Annotated in this window: 20 protein-coding genes and 3 pseudogenes; 13 read left to right on the top strand and 10 right to left on the bottom strand. The window is 67.9% G+C overall.

Translation table 11 applies throughout. The features are described 5' to 3' along the window. From ADL25_RS50105 to ADL25_RS41010, 3 genes and pseudogenes are all read left to right on the top strand, one after another. Positions 1-129 (top strand): annotated as a pseudogene (locus ADL25_RS50105) (IS5/IS1182 family transposase); the annotation flags it as partial. A 123-nt stretch (positions 130-252) separates the two neighbouring features. Beyond that, on the top strand, positions 253-378 hold the full coding sequence (locus ADL25_RS51720) for a hypothetical protein (RefSeq protein WP_267889304.1): 126 nt from the start codon (positions 253-255) through the stop codon (positions 376-378). Positions 379-575: 197 nt separating this feature from the next. After that, positions 576-3,272, top strand: a complete 2,697-nt coding sequence (locus ADL25_RS41010) for a TIGR02391 family protein (protein WP_059133035.1) — start codon at positions 576-578, stop codon at positions 3,270-3,272. A 127-nt stretch (positions 3,273-3,399) separates the two neighbouring features. On the opposite strand, the gene ADL25_RS41005 is transcribed toward ADL25_RS41010, so the two are convergent. From ADL25_RS41005 to ADL25_RS40995, 3 genes are all read right to left on the bottom strand, one after another. Then, the gene (locus ADL25_RS41005; RefSeq protein WP_079050944.1) at positions 3,400-4,527 is read right to left on the bottom strand and encodes a helix-turn-helix domain-containing protein; all 1,128 of its coding nucleotides are present in this window, start codon (positions 4,525-4,527) and stop codon (positions 3,400-3,402) included. A gap of 1,344 nt (positions 4,528-5,871) precedes the next feature. Beyond that, positions 5,872-6,138, bottom strand: coding sequence for a hypothetical protein (locus tag ADL25_RS51280; RefSeq protein ID WP_059133033.1), 267 nt, complete (start codon positions 6,136-6,138; stop codon positions 5,872-5,874). Positions 6,139-6,421: 283 nt separating this feature from the next. Continuing rightward, a complete protein-coding gene (locus ADL25_RS40995) occupies positions 6,422-6,634 on the bottom strand; it encodes a hypothetical protein (RefSeq protein ID WP_079050943.1) in 213 nt (70 codons plus the stop codon). A gap of 361 nt (positions 6,635-6,995) precedes the next feature. Here ADL25_RS40995 and ADL25_RS40990 point away from each other — a divergent pair, with 361 nt between their 5' ends. The 3 genes from ADL25_RS40990 (at position 6,996) to ADL25_RS40980 (ending at position 9,583) form a co-directional block, all read left to right on the top strand. Beyond that, complete coding sequence (locus tag ADL25_RS40990; RefSeq protein ID WP_159045134.1) at positions 6,996-7,964, top strand: hypothetical protein; 969 nt, start codon at positions 6,996-6,998, stop codon at positions 7,962-7,964. Between the two features lie 324 nt (positions 7,965-8,288). Further along, positions 8,289-8,879, top strand: a complete 591-nt coding sequence (locus ADL25_RS40985) for an RNA polymerase sigma factor (protein WP_059133031.1) — start codon at positions 8,289-8,291, stop codon at positions 8,877-8,879. A 26-nt stretch (positions 8,880-8,905) separates the two neighbouring features. Next, on the top strand, positions 8,906-9,583 hold the full coding sequence (locus tag ADL25_RS40980; RefSeq protein ID WP_159045133.1) for a hypothetical protein: 678 nt from the start codon (positions 8,906-8,908) through the stop codon (positions 9,581-9,583). Between the two features lie 87 nt (positions 9,584-9,670). On the opposite strand, the gene ADL25_RS40975 is transcribed toward ADL25_RS40980, so the two are convergent. Beyond that, complete coding sequence (locus ADL25_RS40975; RefSeq protein WP_059133029.1) at positions 9,671-9,934, bottom strand: hypothetical protein; 264 nt, start codon at positions 9,932-9,934, stop codon at positions 9,671-9,673. 533 nt (positions 9,935-10,467) lie between these two features. Between ADL25_RS40975 and ADL25_RS40970 the strand changes: the two genes are divergently transcribed. Further along, complete coding sequence (locus tag ADL25_RS40970) at positions 10,468-10,737, top strand: hypothetical protein (RefSeq protein WP_059133028.1); 270 nt, start codon at positions 10,468-10,470, stop codon at positions 10,735-10,737. 137 nt (positions 10,738-10,874) lie between these two features. Beyond that, positions 10,875-11,261, top strand: a complete 387-nt coding sequence (locus tag ADL25_RS40965) for a hypothetical protein (protein WP_059133027.1) — start codon at positions 10,875-10,877, stop codon at positions 11,259-11,261. Between the two features lie 257 nt (positions 11,262-11,518). Here the strand turns inward: ADL25_RS40965 and ADL25_RS40960 are convergent, their stop codons facing one another. The 4 genes from ADL25_RS40960 to ADL25_RS40945 all read right to left on the bottom strand — a co-directional run bounded on the left by ADL25_RS40960 (position 11,519) and on the right by ADL25_RS40945 (position 15,165). Further along, entirely contained in the window at positions 11,519-11,704 is a 186-nt protein-coding gene (locus tag ADL25_RS40960) for a hypothetical protein (RefSeq protein WP_059133037.1), read from the bottom strand. Between the two features lie 298 nt (positions 11,705-12,002). Further along, on the bottom strand, positions 12,003-13,094 hold the full coding sequence (locus ADL25_RS40955; RefSeq protein WP_059133026.1) for a DUF3800 domain-containing protein: 1,092 nt from the start codon (positions 13,092-13,094) through the stop codon (positions 12,003-12,005). A gap of 119 nt (positions 13,095-13,213) precedes the next feature. Further along, positions 13,214-14,290 (bottom strand): hypothetical protein, encoded by a 1,077-nt coding sequence (locus ADL25_RS40950; RefSeq protein ID WP_059133025.1) that lies wholly within the window; start codon positions 14,288-14,290, stop codon positions 13,214-13,216. A 203-nt stretch (positions 14,291-14,493) separates the two neighbouring features. Continuing rightward, a complete protein-coding gene (locus ADL25_RS40945; protein ID WP_063805858.1) occupies positions 14,494-15,165 on the bottom strand; it encodes a DUF3800 domain-containing protein in 672 nt (223 codons plus the stop codon). A 170-nt stretch (positions 15,166-15,335) separates the two neighbouring features. Between ADL25_RS40945 and ADL25_RS40940 the strand changes: the two genes are divergently transcribed. After that, positions 15,336-16,583: a hypothetical protein gene (locus tag ADL25_RS40940; protein ID WP_159045132.1), complete on the top strand. Its 1,248-nt coding sequence runs from the start codon at positions 15,336-15,338 to the stop codon at positions 16,581-16,583. 248 nt (positions 16,584-16,831) lie between these two features. Here the strand turns inward: ADL25_RS40940 and rho are convergent, their stop codons facing one another. Further along, positions 16,832-18,703 (bottom strand): transcription termination factor Rho, encoded by a 1,872-nt coding sequence (rho, locus tag ADL25_RS40935; protein WP_059133023.1) that lies wholly within the window; start codon positions 18,701-18,703, stop codon positions 16,832-16,834. 695 nt (positions 18,704-19,398) lie between these two features. Then, positions 19,399-19,970, bottom strand: a pseudogene (locus ADL25_RS40930) (transcriptional regulator). A gap of 345 nt (positions 19,971-20,315) precedes the next feature. On the opposite strand from ADL25_RS40930, the gene ADL25_RS40925 reads away from it, so the two are divergent. The 4 genes and pseudogenes from ADL25_RS40925 to ADL25_RS40910 all read left to right on the top strand — a co-directional run. After that, complete coding sequence (locus tag ADL25_RS40925; RefSeq protein ID WP_107116840.1) at positions 20,316-22,433, top strand: helicase associated domain-containing protein; 2,118 nt, start codon at positions 20,316-20,318, stop codon at positions 22,431-22,433. A 110-nt stretch (positions 22,434-22,543) separates the two neighbouring features. After that, entirely contained in the window at positions 22,544-23,974 is a 1,431-nt protein-coding gene (locus tag ADL25_RS40920; RefSeq protein WP_059133021.1) for a TniQ family protein, read from the top strand. 230 nt (positions 23,975-24,204) lie between these two features. After that, positions 24,205-25,062 (top strand): TnsA-like heteromeric transposase endonuclease subunit, encoded by an 858-nt coding sequence (locus tag ADL25_RS40915; RefSeq protein ID WP_234381261.1) that lies wholly within the window; start codon positions 24,205-24,207, stop codon positions 25,060-25,062. A gap of 17 nt (positions 25,063-25,079) precedes the next feature. Then, a pseudogene (locus tag ADL25_RS40910) lies at positions 25,080-26,480 on the top strand (transposase); the annotation flags it as partial.

Here is a 26,480-nt window from a genome sequence, read left to right as displayed (position 1 = left end):
ATCTCCTGGCTCTTCGGCTACCGCAGACTCACCGTCCGGTACGAGCGAAAGGGCAGCCACTTCCTGGCCTTTCTCGGACTCGCAGCAGCCCTGACCTGCTACAAGAAACTCGCGAAACTCACCACGTGAGACAAGCTCTTAGTTGGCTGTCTTCGGCTGCATCACCGCTCCAACCTCAGCCGCACCATACCGCCCCCGACGAAGTCGCAGGACTCCACCACTACGACTGGCACGCCCTATCAGCCGCAGAACGTGGCTGCAGGAGACGCTAGCTACTACGGCACGGCCGTGGTCGCTTCCCCCATCCAGCAACTCGGCATCGACCTCGGCCTGTTCAAAGCCACCGAACTGCGTGTCGACGGGAAGGCCGAGCCGTAAGACCCTGAGCGGGTATAGCCGCGAGACGAGTACCAGGCTGTTCAACAGCAGCGAAAAAACGGGACCGCTAAGCTCCTCGGTGGCGGAAGAATCATCCTGTGACTCAGGAAACAGGCCTTGACGCCGGTACTCGGGAGCTTCTTCAAGCGGTCTACGCCCTAATGAGGCAGCGGGGTGACTGGCCCACTTTCACTGCAGTGGACCTGTGGGCCGACAGAGAGATGGGCATCGAGGACGCTCAGGCCGCGCTTCTCGCTGTTCCTGATGCCTATCTCTTCCGCCCCTGGCAGGCACACGGCTTCTCCAGCAACGACACGGTCCGACTGACCCTCCGAGGGGTAGCCGCATGCGAGGACGGCGCAGAGGACCTGCAACTGCTGGCGCGGTTCGTGGCCTGGACGGTGGATCTCGAGCGCAATGACACCAGCTCGGCAGAGACCGCGCTCATCGCCAGAAGTGAGGCCTTCGCCGCTGACGAGGGCCTGCGTATCGACGAGCTGGACGGCCCGAACGAGCAGAGCGCAGCCGTCACACCCACAGCTTTGGACGGCATCGTGCCTGCCCCCTCTGCAGCATCCCGGGACGCCGACGACGGGGACGTTCCAGCGGACGTAGAGGTGGCACGCGGGAAAGTGGGGCGTGTCAGACTTCTCGCATATCTGCTCCCGGGGTTCTGGGCGAGCAGCGGCTGGCGGGCGGAGAAGCCCTGGCAGTGGCAACTCACCGTGGATCGGCCGCGCCTGCGACCCTACCGGCACGTGTACGGGGTGGACGGACTCCTGGGCTACGCCGAGACCGTGGAACGCGAGCGCGCAGCGGCGGCGTCTGCGCTGATACACGGGCTTACCGATACCCCCAGTGCCACGGCCGCAGCCGAGACGCCCACAGGAGCCGCCGAGGTGCGGCTGGCGCCAGCCCAGGACCACAGCCTTGATGTGCTGCTCACCTTGTTGCGCGAGGAGATCGTGGACTCGTGCCAGGCGCCCCTGCGCGCAGACCTGTACGACGAGGCGATCTTCGCCGCCTTCCGGCGGCTGGAAGACGAGGTACAGCAAAGGTCGGGCAGCTCCGCTATCGGAGACATGCTGATCAAAGCCGCCTTCAAGGAGAAGACGAACCCGATCCGCATCTCCGACCGTGATGGCGACATGGACCGCATGGTCCAGCTGTTCGCCGGCGCCGTCGGGCTCTTCAAGGGAGACCGCTCCCACAAGGACCGGCCCAGTCTGCCGTGCGTGTCACGCCGAGAGTGCCTGCGCATTCTCGCCCACGCCAGTTCCCTGCTGGACCTCCTTGACCGCGACATCGAACGTGCGCCAGCCGTCCGCGGATACCAGTACGACCAAGGAGACCTCACGCTGTGGGTCGACCAGGCCGGATCCCAGGTCAGAGCTTGGCTGGACGAGACCGTGCCGCTGACCACACGCAGTTTCCGGCCCGGGACGCTGGTGGCAGACGTCTCTGCCGTCTCCCCCGGCGAGCACCGCGTCCATCTGGTCGACGGAACCCGCCACGGGCCAGCTCACACGGTGTGGCTCGTGCGCGACCCGCGACGCTCGACATGGCACCGCATCGTGGAAGTAGATGTCCCCCTCTACGGGGACGCCCTCGGGCAGCAACTGCTCGAGATCTCCGGGGTCCGGCTGGAAGTTCTGGAAGCCGGAGTTGCCAGTCAGCGTGTCGTCCCAACCCGCGAGGCCTATCAGGTAGGCCACTACGTCGAGTGGCGCTCTTCACGCTCACGGGAGCTGGTCGGGCCTGCCTGGGCGCGCGACCACGTCAGCGGCCCGCTCCGACCTATCTGGGATGGCTCATCTGTGTTCGATGGCCAGCCGAGCGCCCCTGTGCACGACGAACGTCTGATGCGGATCAGCATCGAGCCAGGATTTCTGCGCCTGCGCCGCGGGGACACCGTTCCGCTGCGCGTCCTGGGCCACTACACCGACGGCACCGCGACATGGACCGCGCTGATCAATGGCCCTGAGGTGCAGGGCGCAGACGAGAAGATCGCGTTCTTCAGAAACAATGTGGTCCACGCGAAGGCTCCGGGCGTCACCACGCTGCGCTGCCAGCACAACGGGTGCTACGCAGAAGCCCGCGTCGACGTGGCTGCCCATCCCCGCTGGACCGCTACCGAATTGCTCACCGGTCTCCCGCCGGTCAGCGGTATCGCCTGGACCCACCAGGGGCTCATCGTCAGCACGCGCGGCCGCAACATCTGGCGGCTCGATGCCAAGGACGGCGCATTCCGGATGATCAGCGCGGTACCCCCAGCGTCCCCTAACGACCAGGGCACGGACACGATCAGCGCCCGGGATGACGGAGAACTCGCGGTCCGCGTCGTCGGTGACCGGCGCATCCTGGTGCTGCACCACGCCGACGACTACCAAAGCAGTGAAGTCGTAGCCCCGGACGCTGAAGGCGTGCCCATGGCCTTCGTGTGGAACGGCGACGCTCTGCTCACCGCCATGCACGACGGTGCGGTATACCTCGTGGAGATGGACGGCACCGCACATGAGTTCACCCGCGTTCAGGGGACCCCGGTCGCCATGGCCAGCGACGCTGATTCCCTCTGGGTCCTCTGCGCCCCCTCCCCGGGCGCCGCCACCGGGCAAGACTGCAACAAACTGTGGAGCATCCCGCTCGCCGACCCAAATCCAGCCCCTGATCTCCTCAGCGATCACAGGATCGCTGGCCTCAACGGCATCACTCTGGCCGGATCATCCATCCTGCTGAGCGACTTCAACGGAGGACGAATATTTAGCCTAAGCAATAACAAGATTCGTGAGGTGGCCGCCGGCCTCATCGCCCCCGGACAACTCACCACCAGCGCCACCAACGACATCTACATCGCCGAGTTCGGTGCCGGAGCAATCCGCCGACTCCTGCCATGACCCAAGTCGAGCGGGGCCGCTTCGAACCGTTAATACCAGCCCCTCTGTCGCGGTAGGGCGGTGCCGGCCCGGTCGCTGCCGCATCTGGACGGTCGTGCCGTCCAGATGCGGCGTCCGCTGTTGTGGGCTAGTTCAACTGCTCTGTGTAGGTGACGTAGACAACCTCGGTCACGGTGTCCAGTCTTTCGTGCACCGCCTTTGTTATGAGGGACTCCCAAGCATCTGCACCGGCCCCGGACTGCAGTCCCGCCATGGCGAAAATATGGGAGGGTGCTTCGACAGTGATGTGCAGGCGGGATTGCTGGCGTTCGACGCTGGCCACTCGGCAATGGCGAAAAAGCTCCGCCTCGGCGGCGGGCATCCCGTACTCCACCCAGCCCCGCTGCTCGAACAGCGCGGCCCACACCTCACTGACGGCGTGCTCGGCTCGAATGTGGCACTGCGTGCACTGCTTGATGCGGCCACCCACCAGGTCCGCGAGCCGAATACGCTTCACCGCCGTGCAGAGCTGGCAGCGGACCGTCCACGGCTCGACGTAGCCTCGGTACCGCTCGGCGGCCGCATAACCCGCCACGGACAGGAGCTGAGCAGCCTGTTCGGCCGTCACCCGCCCGGAAGGGCTGCCGGCGACCTGGGCCTCCTGGCGGTCGAGCACAAGCTTGGATGCGCTCAGCTCAGCGGCGTGGTGACGCCGTACGCGGGTCCATGCTTGCACCCATTCCGGGTGGTCGTTCTCCGGTACTTCGCAGACCTGCAGAAAGGCCACCAACTGCTCCCGGGAACTGGGGATCTGCTGACGGGTGACAATCCGCTGGGCGGCGCTGCTGGAGAGCTTGCCTCCGGCGGCTTTGGCCCGGCGTTCCATATCTCTACGCGAGGGGGCGCCTCCTCTCTCGTGGACATCAGCCAGCCCGGCGCCGAGGTCCGCCAGATCCCGCATCATGCGCGGCTTGGGGATGGATCTGTGATCCGCACTGTGCTGTTCGCGGCGTTCCTCTCTGCGTGCTTCCCGCCATAACCGGTCGGTGGCATCAACGTCCAGGCCGCAGACCATGGCGTACGCGCGGGCGACCTGACGGCCCGGAACGCTCCGGCCGCTGGCCGCGCGCCGCAGCGTCGCTGCGCTATATGCCGAGGTGCGTTGCGCCAGGTCGGCGTAACTTAGGCTCTTGCGGGCACGGCCCTCGCGCAAGAACTCGGCAAGTGCGGCTCTTGCTGTGCCCGGCCAAGGCACAGCGCGTTCTGGCCTCCCCATGTCCGCGGCCCCGTCACGAGCACGGGGCCGCGGCCAGCCTGGAGCTCCTGCGGCATGCCAGTTCGTTTCCGGTGAGCGCGGCCAATGTGGCCATGGCCGTTGCGGCCTGAGCGGTCACGCTCAGAACGTCGGTCAGTCCGAGCCCCGCCACCACGAGAACAACCACTACGATGACCACTGCGACAGCGCTCGCGGGTGTCACCCTGGCCCAGCTAGGAAAGCGGGGCACACGGCGTGTTGGGCAGATGAAAGAATGCTTGAGCAACGGGTCCTCCTGACCTCAGACTCATGTCGATGGTGGCCTGGCGGCCACGCTCCTGGCTCCAAAGTGATCCGGGCCGCGAGGAGTTGGCGCTCCTCAACGACATCCGAAATCCTGCCAGGAGCCGCACCGGCGCAGGACCAATGCGGCGCAATGGTTCAGGTCTGTGTCAGGCTCCAAATCCGTTTCTGCAGCCGTGTGTGGACCACGTATGCCACGCACAGCCCACTTTTCACGCTGGCACGATCTGCATCAACGCGTTGACCTGCATGTGCACGCGCAGCCTGTCGGTACACCAACCATCATGATCGTTTAAAAGACGCGGGAAAAGTCACTTCGGTCCGCCTCTGCTTGCCGGGGTGACTTCTGCCTGACACGCTCTTGGCCGCCGGAGTTCGCACCTCGGCTTCTCCCTGACGCTCCTGGCTCCACCTTCAGCAACAGGGGACTTCAGCAGGATCACGTTGGCGCGTGGCTTGCTGCGGGGCCGGTCCACAAGATGGGTCCGGCCCCCTTCCATTCGAGGTACACGCTGACGGTCGCGCCATCGACGCCCAACCGCACTAGCCGACCAAAGCCCCGAGCCGTGGACATGCCATGGTCAGGTTGCGTTCGAGCCATGCCACGCGCAGCTGCGGCGCCAGTGGCAGCCCACGGCGGCACGGACATGGCCGACCCTGTCGCCGAGGACCGGCGGGTTCTTCCAGGCTGGGCCATCAGTCCAGGCCGTGCACCATTCTGGCCGCAGAATGCACGTGGTAGGCGAGACGCTGCGGTACTACGGCATAGTCCTTGGCTCCGGTGCTGCCCTGAGTCAGCAAGATCGATGACAGGCCCAGCAGGCGAGCGCGATCGCAGAGTTGGGCGTCGTTCAGACACACAGCAAGATCAGCCAGGTCATCGGTCGGCCACCTCGGGGGTGCGGATCTTCGGGCAGGTCCAGCAGAGACATCTCACGATGCCAACGTGTCAAGCGCAGTGGCCAGTCAGACTCTTGCGGATCTAGACGGATTCGACCAGCCGTGGCTGTGGTTTTCACCGCATCCGCGAAGCCCGCCTCAACACCCGCGCCACGGTCATCTTCAAGGGATGTCTCCGCACCAGTCGTACATAGGCCGACCCGCCTGCCTGGGCGTATACAGGGCCCGGCCACCCGGACCGTACCGGCCGATCTCCGTGCGAAGGGCGACACCTTCAGCCCGATCGTGCGCAGACCAGTGCGTGACGTCCAGGAGCAGACCGTCTAGCGGGCCCGCCACCAACTCCGCGTACACGCGCCCGTAGCGTGGCCCGGCGTCCTCGTGGTCGGCCCCGTAGACCCGACCTCGCATGAACTCCACCTCATCCATGCTCAACAGGGTTGCAGCCGTCACGGACAGCCCTGCCGTTACCTAACCCGCGGCGATGCCGTTGAACACGGCATCGCGCATCACCATCCGTCCCCCGCGGATACGCGACGCAGCGGGGGCCCGAACCCCGCCCGGCTTCGAGCCCCCGCTCATATCCGAGTCGCACTCCCTGCGAGCGGGGCTGGACGGGCCTACGGCCCTGGGTCTCATATTCGCTGCCCGGCCAGCATGCCTACTGATTTCCGGCCGCGCATCTTCGGAGCAGACGTGATCGGGCAAGTCTCTACCGCCCGGACTGTGACAGGCCGCCCGCGAGCTGCCCCACAGCATGCAAGAGGCCCTGCCCGAATGCGGTCGGGGCAATGAGGATGCCGAACACCAAGACGATGACCACCGTCAGCTGCTCGTCCGACCGGCTCCTGGCCTGAGTACGCCGGCGCAGCCTCACAAGGATGATGACCGCCAGCAACACCGCCACGTTGACTGTCACCAGCACTGGCCCGTCCTCCTGGTAGCGCCCTGTCCCCGACTTTCTGTGTAACGCGCAGCAGACAGCGTGACAGCATGCTCACCTGGGGTTGGCGGCAAACCGTCTCTGGTCGGCTGAGGAGGCCCTCTTGATGAGGATCGCTGGGCGAGTCCGGACCTCAAAGCGGCCGACTGTGATGTCGGGTTCGCGGAGTGAGACCGCGCCGACCCGCTCGTAGGCGAACGGATGCGCTCGTGGAAGATCTCGCATCCGCCGGCAACGCGGGAGACCCCCCGGGGGGGCTCGTAGGCTGCCAGGCAACTGAGACTGGGGGGAATAGGCAGTGAGTGGTACGGGGCGACCATCCTGGGCGCGTCCGCTTGTGCGGATGCATCACCGCTACGTTGAAGAGCGGCTCGACTTGGCGGAGCGGGCGGCTAGCGATCTGGGTGTGGTGCTCAACAGGCTGAGCATTGGCGAAGCGCTCTCTTACGAGCGGTGGACGTTTGCCCGTCACATGGTGAGGGTCTTCTCGTTCCTCTTCGTCGTGGGCCTGTTGCTCTACGGCGTCTACCGTGCAGGCTGCACGCCCGGCGGTCTCCTGAACCCTCCGAAAGATGGCCAATGCACTACTAACGATCTTAATTCGCATATGGTGTTGATGCAGATCGGTGTGCCCACCGTGATCGTCGTCTGCGTCTTTTGGCTTCAATCTGCGCGGAAGGGCGAGAACATAGCGCGTTGCTCACGCCCGTTGTATCGGCTGCTGGACCTTCTGTGCGCCAGCGCGATCGTGGCGGGCGCGAACACCGGCCGGTACACCGAGGCTGTAAGGCTGAGCAAGAAGGTGTCCGAGTTGCGTCTGCCATTGCGGAACTTTGCGCGCGACGCCGCGTCCGAGTTCCGGAGCCGTCAGGTGCTGCGAGAGGAACTCATCGAGCATCTCGACCGTGTCGACACGACGTTTGCAGAGGCGGCGGACCAGTTGGTGGCGGATCGCGAAGCGGCAGCGCGCAGGCTTGCAGCTCTGGCAAGTACCGCTGCCAATAGCATCGCCGCGGGCAAGTTCGCTTCCGTTCTGCCGGAGGGCGACTTGGCGGCGAAGGCGGTCCTCGAGCCGGATCGGCTTGACGGGCGTCGGCTGGGACGGGCGTGCCTGTGGGCGGTACTCGCCGTGATCGTATCTTCCGCGCTGCTCTCCCCGTTGGGGGCTCCTGTCGAGTTGCTGCTGCCTCTCGCAACGCTGGCGTTCATCGTGTTGGTCTACGTGCTGCTTGCCTTCTGGTACGGCCTGGGCGAGGCGACGCGACTGACGAAGAGCATCGCGTCTTTCTTCTCGTCAACTCCTCAGCTGTGACCTCGCCGGTCAGCGCAGGCAGGAGCCTGCTGCAGCGACGCCCCCAGGGCGGCATCGCGTGATGGTCGGTGGAGTTGGTGCGCGAAGTGCTCCCGATGATCACGCGAGCGCGGAGTGTGGTGTCTTGGCCCTGCTGTGGCCTGTTCTGGGTGGGGAAGGCTACTCTCCAGTTACCTTGTGTGATCATCATGTAGCCTTGCGTAAATTTTTTCGCCGTCGCCCCTAGACGTTTGATGCGCTTCGTGCGGCTTCAGGGGTGAGGGTCGCCGACTCTCCATCCCACGCAGCTTCATCGCGTGTGATGTTCACGCGCGAGGAGTGCAGTTGGATGGTTTTGTCGCTACCGCGACCCAGCAGCTGAGGGCAGGCCTGCCGCTCGACCTCGAAGTGCCCTATGAGGCCTTCACACGTCAGCAGCGGGAGCCCTACTACCGCTACGCCTACAGCAAGCTTGCCTCGCAGACCGAAGCGCGGGAGGCAGTGAACGACTTTTTCGTCAAACTGCACCATCGCTGGCAGGAAGCGTTGCGAAGTGACAACCTCGCGGCCTTCGCGTGGAAGATGCTGCACGACCACATCGTCGATGTCCTGCGGCGGCGCGATCGCCGGCCGACCCCGGTGGACACGGCGTTTTTTCCCGTGAGCTCCATGCTGTGGTCGGTGGACGGCGATCCGCTCGACGCCGTCCTCACCCGCATCGACCTCTACCGGGCGCTCGCCCGGCTGCCGGAGCGGCAACGGACCTGCTTCTGGTTGCGGCACGTGCTCGGCTACAGCGCGGTGGAGATCGCGGGCATCACCGGTATCAGCGCCTCCACCATCCGCAGCCACCTGCAGCACGCCACTCGCCAACTCGCACGCGCGCTCCGGCTCCAGGACGACTGGAGCGTTCCGGCTCCAAGGAAGGCGCCCTGATGTCCTTTACGGATGTCTTGCGGGACTTGCCCATCGCTATCCCGCCCTACACCCAGGCCCAGAAGGAAGAAGACGAACGACAGCTGCGCCTGCGGATCGGCGCGGCCGCGCTGCAGCGCGAGATCGCCCGGAACATCCAGGTGCACAGCTGGCTGGTGCCGGCGTCCCCCGAGTGCACCGCGCTCCTGCTGCACAAGGAGCAGGAAGCCGATGACCCCGCCGGACTCTCGCAGGCCGCCCACGAGCGAGCAGCCGACGACCTGATGGCCCTGTGCGAACTGGTCCTGCAGCGCCCCGACACCGAAGACCACTTGAAAACGTTCGTGGAGATGCCGGAGGAAGACCAGGGCGCCCTGGTCTTTGCCTGCCTGCTCCAGCTGTGCGGGGAGGTGAGAAACGCCCGCTTCTGGTGGCACTACGCAGCAGGGGCCGGCAGTACGACGGCTGCCTACTGCCTGTTCCTGGACGGTCTCCTGCTCAACCGGACACAGGAAGCTGTCCACTGCTACGAAAGCCTGGGCGGTGCGGACTTCGTGCAAACCCAGGACGGCCACTGGCCGCCTCGAGCCGGCTTCTCAGCCGGACTGCGCAACGAGCTGCACGCACACATCGAGCAAGTCAGCCACGAGGACTTCGGTGTCATCGCGCTGCCCGGCCCGGGGCTGCCCGCCAACGTGGGCAGGCACGAGACGAGTCTCAGGTGACGGCGTGGCAGCCTCCCACCACACACCGAGGCCGCGGCAAGGATGCCGTCGCCCGGCAGTGCCGTATCCCGCTGGTTATGCCGTCCATCAGACCAGCCACAGCTGCCGCACGGACTTGCCGTCACGGGACTTCAGCAGGACCTCGTTGCCCCTTGCCGTCTCACGCTCCACCAGGTCCAGGAGCGCGACCGCACGCCGGACCGTCTCCGTGATCGAGATGCCCTTGTGTTCCTTGTACCAGCGGAGCTTTTGGGCCGTGTCTTCGTTGATGTTCACGCTGAGCCGGGTGACCGACGATTCGGTCGTGGTCCCCGTCGCCGGCACAGGTGTCTCCGTCGAGTTCTCAGGCATGCCAAGGCTCCTTGAAATAGAAGAGTCGCTCATACAGACCTGCACACGGCAACGCCCGGGATCCGTCCCCCCTCCACGAGGACTCCCGAACGGCTCTGTGTGCACAAGTCGGCGCACGACCCCGCACGTATGCCCCAAGCAGCCCACGTGCCCCTCCACGCGTGGTCCCCCCACGGCCGCGCAGTGCCGGCGCTGGCGCCAAACCAGCCAGTCAATCGGGGGCACAGACACGTATGCGGTAGATCATCTTGTCCTCCCAAAAAAGAGACCGGCTGGTCTGTTCCCAGAACATGGTGCCGGATGACACATCAGGTGTCAAGAAAATCTGTACGTCAGACGCCTCGGATACACTCTCGATGCGTACTGGATACGTATGAGATCAACATTGAGTGTTGAAAACATTGACATCAGATGTGGTAGCGTGTCGCCCAAGCACCGCTTGGGTGTCTCTGAGATCAACAGCCAGCCAGCGCCGTCCGCGGCGACTACCGGAGGGGGCACCCCGCATGGCGAACGATCCGACGTCTCAGTGCATGGTGATTCACCTCGGAGCCCAGGGGTTCGTTACCCCGTTCCAGGAATGGCACAACGAACGAGCACTCGTCCGCGTGCCCGAACGCGCAGCCCAGGAAGCCGAGTTGGGCGGCCGCGGCACCGCGACGGCCACCCTCGTCCGGCGCGAGCGGCGCACCGACGGCGAGTTCCACGAAGAACTCCCCGCCCCCGCCCACAAGAAGACCTGTGGACTCGGCCCCGAACAGCCGGCACGGATCTGCAGGTGCCGGCAAGGAGACCACGAGTGACCGACACGGGCGCCCCGTCGCCCCCACGCCGGTCCTTAGACCTGTGGGAAGACGAAATCCCCTCAACGGACAACAGCTTCCTGCGCATCGGACCCGCCATCCCCATCGGCCACGCTCACCAGGAGGATGAGTAACCCTTGGACCCGCTCTCCGAGGACGAAACGCCCTCCACCGAGACCGTCTTCATCCTGCGCACACCACCCGCCCAGCCCCCCGCCGCGGAACCGGCCGACCCGCGCCCTAGCGAGTTCATCGAGGACGAGCAGCCCGGCTCCAGCGACCCCCTGCACGAAGGCAGACCCAAGAAAATCATCGACGAAACCCGCCGCACCCTCGCGGTCGGCATGCTCCTCCTCGTCGCCGCCATGGCCCTGCTGCCCACCCTCGGCCTCATCCTCACCCACTGGACCCACTTCGGCACCGACGCCTACCGCGAACTCAGCCTGGTCTTCACCCCCGTCGTCGCACTCACCAGCGCCGCCTTCGGCTTCTTCTTCGCCAGCGACGACCGCAACCGCTCCTGACCCACCCCGCACAACCGGCGCACCGCCCACCCCGCGAACGCGCCCACCACGCTGTGCTCACCGCAGCACACCCACAACGCCGTGAGTACAGCCACCAGCCGCCCCCGAGCACCCCACCACGCCCTCCCGGCCCGCGCCGAGAAAACGACCGGCCGCAGTCCTCCCACACCGAGGACCGGCCGCATCCGTCTTTCCGCCCGCCCGCGCATGCATGAGCGCACGACACCCCACACAGCGAAACCGACACCGGTGACGTCCTACCCGGTGCCACCGGACGAACGGTCACCTACCCCGACCCCGTGCTCCGCCGCCAGCCGCCGCAGATCGTCACGTTCGGCCTCCCCCACCTCGGCCAGGAACTCGTCGCCCGCCTGCCGTGCGCGCGACAGGTCGGCCTCCGTTGCCCGGATACGCCGGAGCAGCCCGGCCGTAAAGGCGTCCACTCCCCTGGGGCTGTCATCAGACCCGGCACGGATGCCGGAGTCCTCAAAGGTGATCGGGGAATCCTCGACCGTCGCGGCATCCACTGCCTCGCCGGGCCGGGCCTCCGGTAGTCGCTGACCGGTGCCCGGGACCCAGAGCCAGGCCTCTCGATACTCCTGCTGCTGGACTGACACCCGCCGGAACCCGTGCAGCCGGATGCCGGTGTGCATACCCCACACGACATCATCGAAGACGGCCTGCGACACCCCGACCGCCAGGCAGGCTCCGGCGCGTCCGCGTCCCGGGTGACATCCTTCTTCACATCCGGTCACGGCTGAAGGGGTCAGGCCCTTCGGTCGGGACGAGCGATGTCCGCTCGATCAGCGGCAAAATGACCGGACGCAGCAGCACGCTGGCGTCGGTGGGCTTGCCGGTGTCGCCCTTGGCCACGCTTCCCGCAGCGCCAGCGAGCAGGTCGGCAAGCTGAATGGACGCGTGATCATGGGAGCTCCCGCGCACCATGCGTTGAATGCGAAGGCGTCGGTGCATGGAGGAAGGCGTAGCGCCCGCCCCGGAGCGCAGGACGTTTCTCGTCACTTCCAGCCGGGCGTCCGTGAGTTCTCGGTGTTCGTCAGCCAGAACGCTGATTGTGCCCATGCGCTCGCTCCAGGCCCTTGCCAGCGTTGCGAGCGCGGTGTCCAGGAGTTCCAGATACGGCGGCTGTTGCGGCGCTACGTCGTTGTGAAGTGCCTCCGCGTGGGCACGTGTGAGCCGAAGCCATTGAAGGGCCTCGGTGACGTTGCGCCGGGTCGATACCGTCCAGGCCGCCTCCACTTCGTCGTAGAAGGTCTGGATGACTGCTTGCCGGTCGCCAGGGTCTCTGCGGCGGGCGAAGGCGACAAATGCCTGCTCCAGCTTGTTGAACCGGTCGTCCTTCAGCGCGCGTCGACCGTCGCATGCGAGGGCCCGGGCCAGCTTTCTGGCCTGCCTGTTCACATGCAGGTCGATACCACGTCGGTAGGCCTCTTCTTCGACCAGGAGGTCGATGACCTTGCTCATGATTCCGTACCGCTTGTCGACCACGTACACCGAACATCGTCCGTGCAGCGCGCCGCCGTTCTGCCATAGGCGGCTGAGCTTCTGCAGCCGATCCCCACGCTGGAAGTGCTTGAACTTCAGATCGCGAACGGTCGGCTGAATGCTGGTCTCTGTACGCAGGTCGCCCACGATGGCTTCGGCTTCCGCGTCATCGACGGCGACTCCGGCAACCATCATGTAGAGGCCTTCACTCAGAAGGTCCTCGCCGTCGTAGCCAGACTCGTCACAGGCAATCCAGCGGCCGTCCGCATCACTGTCGAGTGTCGGCGCGGAGTAGGTAAACCGCACGTAGTCGGGCCCTGTCAGAGGCATAGCCGCAGTATGCCGGGTGCGCCTCCGGACACACTCGGGAATCCGCGGCCGCGGTCGGCGGAATGCCAGGTTTCGGACCAAATCCGATGGAACCCCGCATGGTTGATGGGACTGCGGTATCAAGCGGAAGGCAGCCCGGGAAGCACCACCCCTGTGTACGCGGCGAGGACGCTTCCCAGCGCGCCGCTGACGACAGGCGAGTTGAGAATGCCGATGACGGAGGCACCCCAACGCTGAAGTCTTCCGAGGTCGGGAGAACCGCTGGCGGCCTCGCTCTCGATACGGGTGGCGAGCTGGGTGAACTCGATGGCGTCGTCTTCCGGTAGCTCCAGGATCGGCGCGGCCTGGCGCAGCGCACGGGCAAGCATGACGACCGCCGCGGGGTCGATCCCGTCCTTGTTGGTCGTGGCGTTCATGGTGAAGTCACGACTGTTCGCGGCGATGTTTCCGGTGTTCGCGCCGATGTGGAAGGTGATGTTATCGCCGGGACTCTGCTGGTTGATGTGGTCTTGCACACTTCCTCCTGCTAGGGCGCAGCTGACGCCCTGGGGTGTGATGGCAATCGTGGTGGGGTCGGTATCGATGGCTTCGATGAGCTCGTGCTCTGCAATGTAGGAGAGCGCTTGGTTCAGGTCCGTGCCGGTGATCTCGGCTCCGGCGAAGTACGCGCCGGGCGTCGCGAGGAAGAGAGCCGGGTTGATGGGTGCATGATCGGTGGTGGTGTCGTAGAGCCATCGCAGGAAGGCGTCCATCGTGTGGCGCAGCCGGGCGGCACGGTCCTTCTGAAGATTCTTCAGCCGTTGAACGGCGACAACGCCTTCGTCAGTGAGGTGGACGTCAGTGGCTCCGGTCATGTCACGGGCAATGTTCACCAGGCCGTATTGCTCAAGTTGGAGAGCAAGGACGGTGGGATCTTCGTCTTCGAGCTGATGTTCTTCGACGAACCGGGTCACGTCGACGTATTCGGCTGGACGCTGTTGGTGATGGGCGTCCAGCCACATCAGCAGTTGTGCCAGATAAACGCTGCTCTCGATCGACCCGTTGCGGCTCAACACGCCTGCGGATGTGCTGCTTTCGGCCTGGATCTGCACCCGCGGAGGGTTGCGCCGCGCGGCCTGCTCCAAGCTCTTTTTCAAGCCCCCGACGTATGCCTTCGAGAACTTGTCGAAGTCGCGGGAGCTGATGCCACGGGCCACGTTGCCCTCCTGTCTCATGTGTCTCACAGCAAGCGTACGAAGGGGGTCTGACAGCGAGCCGTCCGTTCGTACGCCCCCAAGGCGTCCCAAGAGCGGGCCCGTGGCATACTGACGGTGCGGACCTGGCCTGCGTACGCGGGGCCACCGGGTCTAGCTTGTGAAACTTCGCAGGGCCCGGTCGTGTGCCGGGCCCTTCTTGCTGTTCAGATCTCGTGGGGACCGTACGCGTTCGGGAGCAGCGTCGGCCACCAGTGCCACATGAATTGCTTGCCCGGATGCCGCAATACCGTCTGGTAGGCGGTGTAGGCGAGCAGGTCGGCGGCCTGTACGGGCTGGCTGGCGTGGGAGCCGATGAACCAGGGGTCTTCGACGATGTTGCGGGTGGCCAGCTTCAGTTTGCGGTGCTCGCGCCGGTAGGCGGGGTCGGTGCCGTCTCCGTCCATGACGATGATGCCGTGGTCCCCGACGCGGGCGAGGGTGTCGTCCAGGTGGTGCAGCAAGGCTTCGTACGCCGCGGCGCGCTCGGCGTAGTAGGCGCGGCCGGTCTTGGTGGTGCGGCGCCACACTGCGCCGGCCTGGGCGCCGGGCATGGTCTCGATCGTGGCGAGGGCGTCCTGGACGACCCGGCCCCGCAGTCTCTTTTGCCGGTTCCACTCGTGGTGGATCGAGGGGTTGCTCCGGCCGGTGATGAACTTCGTTGCGTGCAGCTCGTAGTCGGCGGGGATGCCGGTGCGCTGGTAGAGCTGCTTGCGGAAGTCGAGCCAGCAGCGCAGGGACGCGCTCCAGTGTTCGAGTGCGACCTCGAGCCAGCCGTAGACGATGTAGCCCGTGCTCTCGGCCCCGGAGTCGTCGATGTAGAAGATCCGTGCTGACATGCGCGCAACCTGCCGATCCGCCCTGAGGCCTGGGGAGTTGGGATGCATCCAGGACAGCCGGGGGTAGAACCGCAGAGCACGTGTGGCGGACGATCCCGTCCGGGCTCGGACGTGCGGCGATAGCCTTCGGACAGTCTCGGACAGACCGAGAAAAGGGGGTGGGTTCGGCGGTGGATGGGCGTGAGGCGGCGCAGCAGGAATTCGCGGCCTGGTTGCGGGGGGTGCGCATCCGGGGCGGGCGGCAGTCGCTGCGGGACTTGGAGAAGCGGAGCGAGGCCTACGGTGTGCGTGTCTCGCGGAGCACGTTGGGCGAGATGCTCTCGGGCAAGCGGTTCCCCACCCGGGACCAGGCGGTCGCGTTCGCCCGGGCCGCCAGCGGCAACGACCCCCAGGAGGTCGCCGGCACCCGCAAGGAGTGGATCAAAACCGCGGAGGTCCTCGACGTCGCGGTCCCGGCAGCCGGTTCGGCTCATCCCGCGGCCGCAGACGAGGCGACGGCTGTCCCAGCCGAGCTGCCATCGGCGGACCTGGCATCCCCCATCGCCCCCGACGCTACCGGCCCCGGGGAAGCGCGCCGCCCCACACCGCGCACCTTCGTCCTCGTGTCGTTAACGGCCGCCTGCGTGGGAGCCCTGGTAGCCGGACTGGTGGTGACCGACCCCTTCCACGACCACAACGATCCCCCGGCGAGCGCCAAGGGCACCCATCCCGTCGGCGCCGCGCAGGCAGAGTCCGGCACTGCCGGTGACTCCCCGGCCGCCGTATCCAAGGATCCCGACGCATGGACCGGGCGTGCCCCGATCGCTGTCCAGACCTCCCAGATTGTTTCCGTATGTCCCGTGGTGTGGTTCGACGGGACGACGCAGCAGTACCTCGCCCAGGTCCAGCCCGGAGGCGTGCCCCCGCGATCGGCCGTCGATCTGAGCGCGTCCATCGAGGTCACCGTTCAGGGCCGTACCCAGCAGAGCGTGATCCTCCAGGGCATGCACATCAACATCACCGCCCACCATCCCAAGCCCGGCACCGGCATCACGGTCTCCAGCGGCCAGTGCGGCGGCGGAGTCACCAAACGCCACTTCGACGTCAACCTGGCTGCCACGCCACCGACGCTCGCCGCCAAGCCCGAAGTCGACGACTTCACGGGGAAGGTTGTCTCCCCCGCAGTGAACTTCCCCTACAAAATCTCGCTGAACGATCCGGAAGTCTTCGACCTCAGCATCACCAAGCCCTGCACCGACGACTGCACCTACACGGTGATCCTCGATTGGGTAGCCGACGGCAAGAAGGGAACCAGCGTGCTCGACAACCATGGCCACGGCTTCCGCAGCATGAACGCCGCCACACGGCCCAGCTACTACCTGGAACCCGACGCCAGCGGCATGAAACTGCGACCCCAGAGCCAAGCCCAGGCCGGATAGAAGCACTCGGCGCGGGCCGGACCGTTTCACTTTGGGCGCGCCAAGCTGAGTGCCTTTGGGGACGGCCCATGCCAAGGCACGGGCCGGTTGGTGATCAGTGGCCCGTGCCGGCCCATCGTGGGCAGAGCGGGGTTGGGACCTGTGCTGCCTTCGCCTGCGTGCAACAGGCCCGCAGCCCGCGTCCTTCTCACCGGTCGTCCTGCACACTCGACATGGCAGGACCGGAGCCATCGGGGTCCGCCATACGGTCAGGAGCTCTTGTGGACCTCCATCAGGAACTCGATATTGCTCCTGGTCCGGCCCAGCCTGTCCACCATCACCCGGATGGTCTGCTCGGCATCCATGGCCCGCACGAAACGCCGCAGGGTGCTGACGATCCCCAACTCCTCAGCCCCCAGCAGGATTTCCTCGTTTTGAGTGCCAGAGGCACGCAGGTCGAACGCCGGGAAAATGCGCTCCGCAGCCAAAGTGCGGTCCAGGCGCAGCTGCATGGTGGCCAATCGGCTCAGTTCGGCGGCGACGGTCTCTTCCAGACGTGAGCCTGTTCCAACCGATGCGGTCGCCAGGACGGTCAGCGAGCCGCCGTCCTCGATGGTGCGGGCCGTAGTGAACAGGGATGTGACCGGGTGCAGGGCGACAGGGTCCAGCCCGCCAGGCAGGAGGCGGCCCGAGGCGGGCGCTGTGAGGTTGTAGGCACTTGCGAGGCGGCTGATGGAATCCAGCAGGATCACTACGTCGTGGCCGAGTTCCACCAGCCGCTTGGCGCGCTCGAACGCCAATTCGGCAATCGAGATGTGTTCCTCGGCCGGACGGTCGGAGGTGGAGGAGATGACCTCTCCCTTGACCGAGCGCTGCATGTCCGTCACGGCTTCGGGCCGCTCGTCGACCAGGACGATCATCAGATGGCACTCAGGGTTGTTCCGCGTGATCGCGCGGGCGATGTGCTGAAGGACGGTGGTGCGGCCGGCCTTGGGCGGGGCAAGGATCAGCCCACGCTGGCCCTTGCCGATCGGCGCGAACAGGTCGATGATCCGCGGGATCAGCAACCCTGGATCGGTCTCCAGGCGCATCCGCTCCTGCGGGATCAGCGGTGTAAGCCGGTGGAACTCGGGGCGGTCGGCGCCGGGCTGGGCATCCGCGCCGTTCACGCTGTCCAGGCGGACCAGGGCTTTGTACTTCTCGGGGCGCTCGCCCTCGCGTAGCTGACGCACCGCGCCAGTAATGTGGTCGCCCTTGCGCAAGCGGTATTTGCGGACCTGGGCGAGGGAGATGTAGACGTCGTGCGGGCCACGCAGGTAGCCGGAGGTCTGTACGAAGGCGTAATGCTCGAAAATGGCCAAGATACCCGCGATCGGGATCAGAACATCGTCATCGCGCAGCGACCACCAGTCAGCGTCGTCCTCCTGCGCGGCAGCGCGCCCACGGCGGTCACGGTAGCGATTGCGGCCACGGCGGTCGCGGCGGCCGGGTTCGCCTTCACCGGGCGCTTCGCCTTGCGCCTGTTCCTGCCCGCTGTCGCCGGTGTCCGCTGCTTTCGCCTCGGACGGTTGCGTCCCCGCCTCCTCCTGCACACTGGCCGGTGCTGAGTCTGCGGTATCGGACGGGCTGACCGGCGACGACGCCTCCCCAGCCACGTCCACGGGCTCCCGCTGCACCTCCAACGCCTTGCGCGGCGCGTTCAGGCCCGCATCCTGCCCTGCCGGCTGTCCCAAGCCCGGCGCGTACAGGCCCAGCACCGCTTCCGCCGAGGCATGCGCGCCCACCCTGCGCAGCAAGAGCTCCATCGTCTCCAACGCCCGGCGGACCTCGCTGTCGGCGAAGGCATCATTGTGGGCCCACCGGTTGCGGACATCTCGCAGTTCTCCCGCGTAGGAGCGCGCAACGACGGGCAGCACACCGTCGAAGACATGCCAATGGGCCCACAACACCCGTAGCAGCAACGCCGGATCACTTACCGACAAGGAACGAGCGTGACCGAAACGGCTGCGGTCCTTGGCCTCCAAAGCTGCAACCCAATCATGCCCATCGGGCTGAGCAACACTCATCTGCTCGTCAACAAAAGGCCCCAGCCCCTCGGCGAGAATCCGAAAACCCCTACCAATCAGCTCCGTACCCGGCATCCCTGCCCCTCCCCCGTCCAGACCATCTCACCCTGGCCGCCGCGCATCGCTACCACCACAGCGCGCTGATCCGCGGCCCTCCAAGAGGAGAACCGGCGACCACACCACCATTCCCCTCCGGCACCATCGTCAGCCCCCAAAACTCCTCACCTCTACAAGACGGCCGTGTACATGGCCGGACGTATGCGCCTGGAGGCCTCGGGAGTTCACCGTCACAGGAGCAACGACAGCGGTAGGCGCTTCCGCACACTCCCCCGTCGCAACAGGCTGGCCGCATGCACCGGCAGCTGAAACGGACATCCGCCCGTGGAACGGTGAACGCCACCGGCCGCACCTCGCACTCCGGGCACGCCGCAAGCCAGCCTCGGCTGTGCACGAACTCCCGGAGCTCTTCCGGATCCTGGTAGTCCGCCGCAGACGGCCGAGCAAGCCCGGCGTCCCTGCCCTCCCTCGGCTCCACGGGACTACACCGGCGGCAGCGACGGTCGCACCGCCCGGTCACTCGCTCGAGCTCCCCGGGCTAGTGCCGCGCACCACGGTGTCGCCCGGTCCTGCGAACCGCGCAGGCGCCGGCCGGAGCAGCCGACGCAAGCAACAGTCCAAACGACGGCATCCCCGCCAGCACAAAAGCTGAACACACACAAACAAATGTCGTCGCCCCGCCAAGCAGTCACCGGTGGTAGCGGGGATGGTTGTCAGGCGGCGAAGCCGACGTTGGTGACGTACTCGTACTGACCCCACTGCGACCCCAGATCGACGATCTGGTCCACCCACGCGTCATCCAGACCGCGGTCGTCCCCGGACACCCACGCCTCAACGATGCGATCCCAACGGCGGATGTTGAGCGTCCGGAACTCCACGACACGCTGGCGGGGCCGCACGACGTGCGACTGGTTGAGCGGATGAATCTCCACCCGGGTACCGCGGCCCTCACGATTCAGGCGGGCCAGAAGGTAGCGGGCAACGTTCTCCCGCCGCACCGTCCGGTACGCCTGCTCGATCCGCTCCAGGTTCGGCCTCGAGGGCGACCGCTTGCCTTCCAGCCACGCCTTCAGGGTGCGGTCGGTGACGGCCAAGCCGGCCTCGCGGGCCGCCTGCGGGCGTGGTCGGTGCGGGTGAGGTAGTGCAGGCGGGCCAGCAGGCCACGGCATGCGATGACGGGCGTGGTGATGTAGCCGGCGAGGGCGTCCAGTTGACGGGCCACGGCCTCATGGCCCTTGATGCCGCGGGCCCCGTAGAGGCCGAAGTGCTTGTTCCGCTCAGGCATCGTCTCTTCCAGTCCGGGGAGATTGCCGATCACTCTACGGGCTCGAAACGGCCACCTCGTGACGCCGGTACAACCAGCGCCAGCTGAGCCAGGGGGCGCACGAGGATCCTGCGGTCCTCCACACCCCACTGCCCAGCGGCCGCTTCGGCGCCTGGGCCGACGGGAGTTCACCCACAGGAGCGAAGGAAGCCATAGGGCGCTCCCGCGGACTGGCGTGCCGCAGCAGGCTGGCCCCATGCGCGGCTGCCGGGCCAGACGGATCACTCCCTCCTGACGGCCGCAGCCATCGGGCCCCGGCCGCCCGTACCGTCGGCTCAGGGCTGCCACCGAGCGGGAGGAGAGGGTGTGCGGTCGGTTCTGCGTGTCGTGCCCGTGCCGGGTGAGACGACGTGGTCGTTTCTGCACCGTATTGCCGCGGCCTATGGGATGGAGGCAGCCGATCTCCTGCCGTGGTGGCGGTGGGCGAGCTCTGGGGCCGGGCGGCGCAGCGGCCGCCCGGACAGGGAGGTCCTCCTCAACCCGGCGGCCCAGGAGATGGTGGCCGGTTGGTGTGGTGTGCCGGCCGGTCATCTGGCGCGGGCGCTGCCGTCCTGGACGGCCGGCCCCACAGCGCTCGCCGGCCGCGACGGCGGGCAGGCGTGGGCACAGTGGCGGGTCGGGTCCCAGCAGTGGGGGCCGGTGGCGTTCGGCTGCCCGCTGTGTACCGGCCGACGTGGCGGGGGCGGGCAGCAGGCGTGGGTGTACCGGCCGCGGTGGCGACGATTGTGCGCTCGGCATGGCCAGTGGCTTCTGGATGCCGGTGAGGGACACCCGTGGCCGTGCGTCGACGTCGGCGCCCTGGTGTCAGAGCTGGCCCGGGCGCAGCGGCGTTGGGCCCTGCTGGCACGCCGGTCGGTAGGGGTGCCGGGGCCGGGGCAGGTGTTCGGGTTGGCGCGGGCGGTGGTGTGCGGGTGGTGGGAGCAGGAGGCTTTCTGGGAGCGGGAGAGGGTGTGGGGGCTGCGTCTGGAGCAGGTGGTGGCGGCCACCCGCCGGTATCCGTGCGTGCCGGAGTGGAGCGAACAGCAGTGGCGGCTGGTGGCGCGGGACGCGGTGGTCTTCCCCGAGCTCGTGGCGGTGGCGAGCGCACTGGTCGATCCGGGACTGCAACTACTGGCTGCGCAGGACGGTCCAGGTGGCCTCGTGCGCGGACGGGGCGGCAGCGACCGCTTCTTCACCACGCTGGGCGGCCGGCTGGGCAGGGCCTGGCTGCATGAAGTCGAAGACGCGAGCCGGCCGAGCGCCCTGACGGCCTGGGCGAAGGCTCTCGCCCGTCCCACACGCCGCCCGACGGGATCCCCGCCCGGAACCGAGCGGCGGGGGGTGTGGTGGGTACGCACCGTGTACCAGCCCCTCGAGGTCGGAGCGGGCCTGCACCAGTCATCAGACTCGGCCGGCACCAGGCCGGCCGGCGGTGGGGAGGCGGATGTGCCGGAGCGGTGGCGTCAGGAGCGGGCGGTGCCACGGCGGGCCGGGAACGGGGCGGGCCTGGCACGACGGCATGAGCAGCTGTTCGCCGAGGGACTTGAGCATGCCCGCGCCTACGCAGCCCGCCACGGGCACCTGGCCGTTGCCCACACCGACCACCCCCACACGGGCTTCGACCTGGGCCGATGGATGGCCAACCGCCGCGCCGACGCAGACGCACTCACCCAGGAGCAGACACGACAGCTCGCGGAACTGGATCCATGGTGGAACCCGCCCTGGCCCATCAGCTGGCAGCGCGCCTGGCACCGCGCCCACACCTACACCCGCACACACGGCCCCATCCACGGCGGTGACAGCCTGTCCCGGCTGCCACGCTGGCTCACCCGATGGCTGCAGCAGCAGATCACCCACTACCCCCACCTGCACCCCGGCCAGCAGGAACTCCTCGCCCAACTCGGCTGGAACGCCAGAGAAGTCGAGCGGTATGAGGCCCGGCCCGGACGGCGCCGGCCCGTCGCCGACGCTCTCGACCACGCCCGCGCCTACGCCGCCCGCCACGGCCACCTCGCCGTCTCCCAGCCCACCACCCACAACGGCTTCCTGCTGGGCAAGTGGCTGAACCTGCAACGCCACCGTCAACACGCCACCCACCGCCCCACCCCACTGGGCCGGCACCTCACCGCCATCGACACCTGGTGGAACCCGCCCTGGCCCATCACCTGGCAACGGACCTGGTGGGCTGCCCGCCACCACCACACCGGCCTCCCCCACCACCTCGCGTGGTGGCCCGGCGCACCCGACGCCCAACAAACCGCCGCCTGGCTGCACGAACAAACCACCAGACGACGGCACTTGCACCCGGGCCAGCAGCACCTCCTCGACGAACTCCACAAGATCGCCGCCGCCCCCGGCACAAGCTCACCCGCACGAAGGCCCGATCCCGTGTGCTCGGCAGCTCTGACCGCTGGCGCACCCCTGCGATCACGGCGCACGGTATAGCGCCCGCACCGCCACCGCCGCGGGCGTGCCGCGACACTCCGGATGCAGCCGGCGACCGGCGCGTTCACGGCCTCCGCAAACTGGCTCAGCCACCGACGAGTCCGAGGCCCATGGTCAACGTTGCCAGCACAGCCCACTACGGCCGTTCCGGCCACCCTGGGGTTTTCCACATCGCGCCCATGCCCGGAGAAACCACGGCGTCCCTGATCTACCGTGCTGCCGCACGCTATGGGCTGGAGGCCGCCGGTGTGCTGCGGCTGTGGACGTGCCGCAACTCGCCTGCCCGGCACGAGGGCGGCGGTGTGCAGGCCGATGCGGAGGTCGTCCTCAACGAGGCCGGACGGCATGCGCTCGCCGAACTGTGCCGGGCTGAGCCGGAGGTGCTGGCGCGGGCGCTGCCGGCGTTCAGCGTGGACGACGTCGCGATCGGTACCGGGCCGGATACTGACCAGGCGCAGGCGCGGTGGCGGGCGGCGGCCGTAGTGGCGGGTCCGGCTGCGTTCGCCTGCCGGCTGTGCACCGCGCGGCGCACCGGTCAGGCGGTGCGGGCGGTGCGGTACGTGCCCCGCTGGCAGCGGGTCTGCGTACGGCACGAGCGCTGGCTGATGGACGCGGATGCCGACCAGCCGCTGGAGCACCTGGATCTGCGCGCCCTGCCGGAAGTAGTGGCGGCGCAGCGGCGGTGGTCGGGTGGGGCGCGGCGGGCAGTGCGGGCTGAGGCCGAGCCGGCGCGGGTGTTCGCTCTGGCGCATGCGGTGGTGGCCCGGTGGTGGGATGAGGCCCTGCATGGGGAGCGGGAGAGGATCTGGCCGCAGCGCTTGCACCAGGTCGCGGGCGGCAACGCCAGTGGCGATCTGGAGCGGTGGCGGATCGTGGGACGGGACGCGGTCATCTTCCCCGAGGTGGTAGCCGTCGCCGACGCGCTGCTGGACCCGGCCATGGCCGCGCTGGTGTGGAAGGACAGCGGCGCCGGGCAGCCGCGGACACTGCCCGCCGACGGGTTGTTCTGCCGCCGGCTCGGCGAGCGGGTGGGACGGGACTGGCTGGGGCCACTGGCGGCAACCGACTACGGCGGGCCGCTGATCGCCTGGATGGGCGCTGTCATCCGCCGGAGCCGCGGCACCGGCGCGCCGCCCGGAAACGGCAACGACCCATGGTGGCTGCGCCAGGAGCACCAGCCCGCCACCATGGCCACCCAGCTGCGGATGCTGGGCAAGGAGAAGAAGACGCCCGGTGCGACAGGGATGTGGCGTGCGGCAGTCCCCGCCGAGCAGCGCGCACTGATCACCCGCGTGGTCGAGGACGCCGAGGAGCAACTGCTTCAGCTGCACAGAGCGCAGAGCGGGCCGGTAGCCGATGTGGCCCGGCGGCTGCTGCGCAACCTCGCATACAGTGCCGGCCTGATCGAGACTGCCAGGCGGCAGACCCTCGCGGCGGCGGTGACGGCGGGGGTTGCGGTGGAGGACATCACCCGCTGGACAGGTATGCCCGCTGACGTCGTGATGGACATGCTGGCCGCCGGCCAGGAGGACGGCACCTGACGAACCAGCCGGCAGCACCCGGTCATCGCCGGGCCCGTCAACCGGGTGGCTCACGCGTTCCCCGTTGGGATCCAAAATCGGGGAAATGCCCCTGCCCACGGCCGGGTACAGCTTGGGTGAAGCAGGTGGACAACGCGGGGGCGGCCCGGCCCGGGGGCCGGGCGAAGCGAGCGACGACAGACCGGGCGGCAGGGTTCGAGGCCGTCTTCCTCGACCCTGCGGGGCACAGTGTGCAGCAGCGGTGGGCGGATGCGGTGCTGACGGTGGCCTTCGAGGACCTCCCGCCGGTGTCCGCCTTCCCGACCATCCCAGGGCGGCGGTGGGGGCCTGGGTTGTGGTGGTCGGCCACGACCGGACGGCACGTAGCGGCAGGCTCGAACGCAATGCGTACCCAGTTGATGGTCCTGGACCGCGACCCCGAGGTGACGGGGCTGGCCGGGCGCCCGGTGCGGCTGCTGTGGCGCACGCCTCGCGGGCAGGTCCGCTCCTGGACGCCGCACCTGTTCGCCCGCTACCGCGACGGCACCGCGCTGCTGGCCGACTGCCCCAGCCACCCGGGGGCCGGCGGCGAACGCGCCCTGAACGCCGCCGACGTGATGGCGCAAGCGTGTGCGGACGTCGGCTGGACCTACCGGCGCCTCCAACCGTTCGGCGATGTGCTCGCTGCCAATCTGAAATGGCTGGCCGGCTACCGCCACCCCCGCAACGCCGGCCCACCCGGCCAGGCGGCCGCCCTGCTCGAGGCCTTCGCACGACCACGGCCCCTGCTGGAGGGCGCGGAAGCAGCCGGCGACCCGCTCGCTGTCCTGCCCGCCGTGTTCCACGCCTTGTGGCACCAACGGCTGACGACACCGCTGGGAACACCCCTGCACGAGCGGGCGATCGTCACGGTCGGCCCCCTCCACGCCGCCACAGCCCCGGCACCGGCCGAAGGCCCGCGCCCGGCACGGCACCGGCCCCCGGACGGGGGCGATCGCGACGGCTCCGGCTCAGCCACCGCCGCAGGCCCCACCCCGGGCTCGGCGCCGGCGTCGGGCGTCCTCCCGGGCAGGGACGGGGGCTCCTGCCTGTATGGGGAGATGTCGTGAGGGGGAAGCGGCCGGTGATGGCGCTCGGGGCCCACGTCCGCTTCCGCGGCGCCCGGTGGCAGGTCGTCGCCCTGGCCGGACAGCACATCCACCTCGCCGGTGAGGACGGCGGCGACCAGGCGGTGCTCGCCGCTCACCTCTTCGCCGACCCCGACTTCGCCGTCCTTAACGCGGACGCCTTCCCGCCGCAGGCGGTACCGCAGTGGGGACTGTTCGAGACCGCACCCCCCGCGGCACGCGAGAAGGCACTCGCCTGGCAGCGGCACGTGCACGAAGTCGAATACGGACTGCCCGGCGGACCCGCAGACAGCGCCACCATACGGCCCCAGTACGACCCGGCACGGTACACGCTCGCCGAGCGGGAACAGGCCAAGGCAGAGGAACTGACCGCGGCCGGCTTCGGCCGCATCTCACGCACCACCGTGCAACGCATGCGGCTCGCCTACCGCAAACAAGGCCTGTGGGGGCTCCTCGACCACCGCACCACCCGCACGTCGAGCCCGACCGGGCGGGCCGACGAACGCGTCGTCGCCGCAGTAAGGGAAGCGCTGGACCGCCGGCGCGGTCGCTCCAAGGGCACCGTCAGCGCCCTGTTCCCCCTGGTCCACCAGATCCTCGACGAGCGGCACGGACCGGGCGTCGTGCCCGTGCCGTCCGAGGCCACGCTGTACCGGCTGATCCACCAGCTCGCCCATCCCGCCGACCATCCCGCCCACCGCGTACGCACCCCGCCCCTCACCGACGGCGGCCCGGCTCACACTCCCACCCTCGCGCTGCGTCCCGGCGAACAGGTCCAGATCGACACCACCCGCCTGGACGTCTTCGCCCTCTTCGACGACGGCACCCTCGCCCGACCCGAACTCACCATCGCCGTCGATGTCGCCACCCGCGCGATCCTCGCCGCCGTGCTGTGCCCGGGCACCACCCAGGCCGTCGATGCAGCCCTGCTGCTGGCGGAGATGGCCGTTCCCCACCCGGCCCGCCCCACCTGGCCCGACACCCTGCGCTTCCCTCACACCCCCCTACAGCTGCGCGAGCGACTGCTGGCGGTGGATAAGCGATTCGAGGATGCGGCTGCCCGCCCGGTCGCCATCCCCGAAACGATCATTGTTGACCGCGGCAAAGTGTTCCTCTCCAAGACGTTCACCGCCGCCTGCGAAACCCTCGGCATCAGCGTGCAGAGCGCCCCGCCCCACGCCCCCACCGCCAAAGGCATCGTCGAGCGCACCTTCGGCACGATCAACACCCTGTTCTGCCAGCACCTGCCCGGCTACACCGGCTCCACCGTCCCCCGCCGCGGACCCGCCACCGAACACGAAGCCTGCTTCACCCTCCCCCAACTGCAGGACCTCCTCGACGAATGGCTCGTCCACTACCCCCACCGCCCCCACGAAGCCCTCCGCCACCCCCTCCTGCCC

Source organism: Streptomyces sp. NRRL F-5122, assembly GCF_001507435.1.
GTDB lineage: Bacteria > Actinomycetota > Actinomycetes > Streptomycetales > Streptomycetaceae > Streptomyces > Streptomyces lannensis.
This window is presented reverse-complemented; position numbering and strand designations above follow the sequence as displayed.

Excerpts from the sequence above, each read along its gene's own strand:
- ADL25_RS41005 (WP_079050944.1), bottom strand. The coding sequence starts at position 4,527 with ATGGGGAGGCCAGAACGCGCTGTGCCTTGGCCGGGCACAGCAAGAGCC.
- ADL25_RS51280 (WP_059133033.1), bottom strand. The coding sequence starts at position 6,138 with ATGGATGAGGTGGAGTTCATGCGAGGTCGGGTCTACGGGGCCGACCAC.
- ADL25_RS40990 (WP_159045134.1), top strand. The coding sequence starts at position 6,996 with ATGCATCACCGCTACGTTGAAGAGCGGCTCGACTTGGCGGAGCGGGCG.
- ADL25_RS40975 (WP_059133029.1), bottom strand. The coding sequence starts at position 9,934 with ATGCCTGAGAACTCGACGGAGACACCTGTGCCGGCGACGGGGACCACG.
- ADL25_RS40970 (WP_059133028.1), top strand. The coding sequence starts at position 10,468 with ATGGTGATTCACCTCGGAGCCCAGGGGTTCGTTACCCCGTTCCAGGAA.
- ADL25_RS40955 (WP_059133026.1), bottom strand. The coding sequence starts at position 13,094 with ATGCCTCTGACAGGGCCCGACTACGTGCGGTTTACCTACTCCGCGCCG.
- ADL25_RS40945 (WP_063805858.1), bottom strand. The coding sequence starts at position 15,165 with ATGTCAGCACGGATCTTCTACATCGACGACTCCGGGGCCGAGAGCACG.
- rho (WP_059133023.1), bottom strand. The coding sequence starts at position 18,703 with ATGCCGGGTACGGAGCTGATTGGTAGGGGTTTTCGGATTCTCGCCGAG.
- ADL25_RS40920 (WP_059133021.1), top strand. The coding sequence starts at position 22,544 with ATGGTCAACGTTGCCAGCACAGCCCACTACGGCCGTTCCGGCCACCCT.